The organism is Candidatus Cryosericum septentrionale (genome assembly GCF_003570995.1).
GTDB classification, from domain to species: domain Bacteria; phylum Caldisericota; class Caldisericia; order Cryosericales; family Cryosericaceae; genus Cryosericum; species Cryosericum septentrionale.
This window is the reverse complement of record NZ_QXIY01000049.1, coordinates 1-4076: the sequence shown is the minus strand read 5'-3', so window position 1 is coordinate 4076 and position 4076 is coordinate 1. Positions and strand designations below refer to the sequence as shown.

Here is a 4076-nt window from a genome sequence, read left to right as displayed (position 1 = left end):
CTCGGACGAGGGGAGCCATAGCCCGGCAAGCTTGAACTGTGCTCTCCATTGTCTCATGGCAGACTTCGAAATTGGGAGCTGCTTCTCCCAGCCCGGTAAGGCCGATGTCGGTAACAAGTTGCAACAGAATTCCGTTGTAAACTGTTCGCGTCGCATAGGCGACCTTGAATTCTTTGAGCCGGGGGATGCTCACTGGAAGACATTTTATGGCAACGATTTTCATAAGGCGCGTTCCTCCTTTCCAGTTGTATAGGTAATTGCAGCGACTTTCCCAAGAATAACTGCTCCTTCACCGTTATTGGCCAGTTGTGTCGCCATGAGGCACAGGATGAGGGGATCCTTAGCGCCATAGACAAGTCCGACATCGAGGACCGATCCGGGAAGTCCGCCAGTTTTGTGTTCAGCCCGTATTCCTTCTGGCAAAAATAACATCATGATATCCGCAAATTGCTGGTGGCCGAGAATTATCTTCACGGTAGCGGATGCGACAATGAGGACGACAAGAATCATCGAGAGCACCCATCGCAGAATGAACTTGAGCATAGGACCTCCCGAGATACAACGGGGGCGGCTCTCCAGCTTCAAGAGCAGAGCCGCCCCGCTTCTTTTCCTGTCTAAATCGTGTGTACCGCCGTCAAGAGGTTTCGGACAGCTATCCCATGTAAGCGTTCTTCCAGTCGACCGATCCCAGCGCCGACTGGTAGAAGTTCTTGATGTGCTTGCTCAGGAGCACCGGGCTCGTGTAGTAGTAGATTGGAAGAATGGGGAAGTCTGTCATGAGGATCTTCTCTGCGGCATGCAGTGTTGCCATGCGCGCCTTCGGGTCGACAGTCGCCTTGGCCTTTGCGATGAGAGCATCATAAGACTTGTTGCTCCAGCCAGTGTTGTTGTTTCCGCCACCCGTGACCCACATATCCAGGAACGTCATGGGATCCATGTAGTCAGCAATCCAGCCATAACGCTCAACATCGTAGTTGAGCTGCCGCTGGTCATCCAAGTAAACGCCCCTCTCCTTGCCCTCGAGGGTGCAGGTGATTCCAAGGTTCTTCTTCCACATCCCCTGGATCGCCTCGGCAATGGTTTTGTGTAGGTCGGAGGTGTTGTACTGCAGTGTGAAGGCTGGGAACCCCTTGCCATTGGGATAACCGGCCTGAGCAAGCAGTGCCTTTGCAGTTACGATATCGTTGTCCTTGTAGAAGGTCTCCTGGGAAGCCTTGCGGAAATCGCTGCCAGGAAGCGCGTCTGCAAGACCGTAGGGAACAAAGCCCAGCGCGGGAATCTCCCCACCCTTAGTGATGGACTGAGTAATGCCCTTGCGGTTGATCGCCAGGAGCAAGGCCTTGCGAACGCGGACGTCGTTGAACGGCTTCTTGGTGACATTGACCAAGTAGAAATATGTCCCAAGGTACGGAAGGATCTTTGCATCGCCTGAGGCGACCAGTTTGGGCAACTCTGAGGTGGGTACGGTGGCCGCGGCGTCCAGCTGACCGCTCTGATACATCGAAAGCGCAGTCGTGCTATCCTCGACCATTAGGTAGGTGATCTTCGTGAGCTTGACCTTGTCCTTGTCCCAGTACGTCGGGTTCTTGACAAAGACCAGCTTGTCTTCGTGTGACCACTGCGTGAGCGTGAACGGTCCATCGGTGACGTAGTTCGTCACATCGGCAGCCCACTTGTCATTTGTGCTGACAACAGCCTTGCAGACCGGCATCAGGGTAGGAAACGCCGTCAAGCTGAGGAAGTAGGCGGTGGGCGACTGGAGGTAGACCTTGAGCATCTTGGCATTCAGTGCCTTGACACCGACGTTCTTGCTGGGGTCGATCTCTTTCGCCATGTTTGCAACGGGGACGTCCTTGCCCCCTACTTTCTTCGTGAGAAGATTGCCTTTGGCGTCGACAGTCTGGGCATAGTACTTGCTGCCGACCTTGATGGACGCGTTGAAAGCTTCACCACCATAGACGTAGTAGAGCTGATATGCATATTGTGATGCCAAGTCCGGGCTCAGCGCGCGCTTCCACGCATACTCAAAATCGTATGCTGTGACGGGCGTTCCGTTCGTCCAGTACGCATCGCGAAGCGTGAAGATGTAAGTCTTCCGGTCCTTGGAGATCGTCCAGCTCTTCGCAATTGCTGGCTGCGGCGTATTCTTGTTGTCAATACGCGTCAACCCATCGAAGACCTGTACTATGATATTGAATTCCATGATGCTAGTTATAATGGCCGGATCGATTGAAGGGGGCTCAGTCCCCAGGTTGTACGTTACCTCCTGAGCAACTGCCTTTGCTGATGGTACAACAGACAATCCACCAAAGAATGAGACCAGGAATACCGCTATCAAGATAAGTGACAGTGCTTTCCTCATACATCAGCCTCCCCTTTCCAAGAAAATTTGTCGCTCGCGCGACTACCGCTAATGCTATCAACTGGCAGAAAAAATACAATGGGAGTGAGATCCAGTCGCATCGACTCATCCAACATGGAGGTGAACTGGCTCCGTCGACTCATGAGACAAGGACGTGAAGGATGACAGAATACTGCTGATCCTTTGGATGAGAACAGAGCAGCGGGAATGGAGCTCACGATGGCCCCGAGGATGTTAGTCCAATCCCCCCGAGGATGTTGTCCCCCGAGCACTTTCTCTCAATGCGAGGGGTGCTGCCGTATCCGAGGGGAGTACTCGGAGGGGCGGTTCCAGGAACGCGGGAAGCTCACGGTGGTCAAGGCACAAGCATATCTGAAGGCAGGGAGGACAACGAAGTCGGAGGTGTTGGACGATTTCTGTGAGCGGGCGGGATATTTCTGGTGAGTTCGCGACCTGACGGTTCACGTACATTCTCACATGAGTTGACACGCAGTTTGGACGACGAGATGCAAAATCCAAGACCTGCGCCCCTCCCTGCAGTCCCTGGATATGGAAAAACCCCCTGAAGAGGGGGCAACGTGGAGAAGCAGGATGGATTCCCGCCTTCGCGGGAATGACGGATGAGGACGCCTTCGCGGGAAGGACGGAGGTCTACGACATGCAGATCGGCCGCGCACTCGCGGCCGATCTGTTATTCGGGACTGTCCTGACTGGTTTCTACGTTATAGGGGAGGCTTCATAGGCGGCGGCATTTCGATGGGTGCAGCCGGTTTCTCGGGGGACCCCATGGGCTCCGACATGCTCTTGCGTGCAACCGGGTTCTCGATGTACTTCTTCGGATCGCCCTCGAACGTCTCCTTGCACCCCTTGCTGCAGAACCCATAGGTCTTGCCTTCCAACGTGGACGTCTCGACGTCCTCAATCAAAGTGAGAGCCATTCCGCAGACAGGATCTACTTTGTTGACACACAACGGTTTGTCCATTCCAGCCTCCTCGGCCAATGATGTGTCATGGTACGTAGGTTACCGAAATCCGAGGTTTCCTCGGCGACGTTGGTCTCCTACCTAATATTATTTTAGGGAGAAACGCTCGTTCGTGCAATCCTCCTGAACATGGAAAAACCCCCCAACGAGGGGGGCAACATGGAGAAGCAGGATGGATTCCCGCCTTCGCGGGAATGACGGATCAGGAGCGTGTGTACGACAGGACGGACAGGAAAGGATTGGATTCCCGCCTGCGCGGGAAGGACGGATGAGGACGCCTGCGCGGAGAAGCACCCCTCGCCTTGGACAAAAGGGCTCGGGGGAAGGACGGTGTGGGGAGATGGAAAAAGACATGACCCTGGCAGCGACCTACTCTTCCAACGGGCTTCCCCGTAAGTACCATCGGCGTATCGGGCTTAACTTCCGTGTTCGGGATGGGAACGGGTGTTTCCCCGACGCTATGACCACCAGAGTCATGTCTTCACTTGAAAACGAGAGAGAACTGCAGTGGGCCTGCACCCTCAAAACTGTACGAGCCAATGACGTCCCCGACCTATTAGTACTGGTCAGCTCAACGCATCGCTGCGCTTACACCTCCAGCCTATCAACCTGGTAGTCTACCAGGGGTCTACCTCGTCTTGCGACGATGAGAGATCACGTCTTCGAGTTGGCTTCGCGCTTATATGCCTTCAGCACTTATCCAAAGTCGACATAGCTACCCAGCTCCGTGC

General features: G+C 54.5%; 3 protein-coding genes, 2 rRNA genes and 1 pseudogene. All 6 read right to left on the bottom strand.

Annotation, left to right across the window (positions count from 1 at the left end; all coding sequences use genetic code 11):
* Positions 1-223: pseudogene (locus SMC1_RS10940) on the bottom strand (hypothetical protein); the annotation flags it as partial.
* The gene (locus tag SMC1_RS09885; RefSeq protein ID WP_119086604.1) at positions 220-543 is read right to left on the bottom strand and encodes a serine hydrolase; all 324 of its coding nucleotides are present in this window, start codon (positions 541-543) and stop codon (positions 220-222) included. The pseudogene SMC1_RS10940 and the gene SMC1_RS09885, both read right to left, overlap by 4 nt.
* Before the next feature lie 109 nt (positions 544-652).
* A complete protein-coding gene (locus SMC1_RS09880) occupies positions 653-2362 on the bottom strand; it encodes a peptide ABC transporter substrate-binding protein (RefSeq protein WP_119086603.1) in 1710 nt (569 codons plus the stop codon).
* A gap of 722 nt (positions 2363-3084) precedes the next feature.
* Positions 3085-3345, bottom strand: coding sequence for a YHS domain-containing protein (locus tag SMC1_RS09875; protein WP_119086602.1), 261 nt, complete (start codon positions 3343-3345; stop codon positions 3085-3087).
* Positions 3346-3701: 356 nt separating this feature from the next.
* Positions 3702-3817: ribosomal RNA gene (gene rrf / locus SMC1_RS09870) — 5S ribosomal RNA — on the bottom strand.
* Positions 3818-3881: 64 nt separating this feature from the next.
* A 23S ribosomal RNA gene (locus SMC1_RS09865) occupies positions 3882-4076 on the bottom strand; the annotation flags it as partial.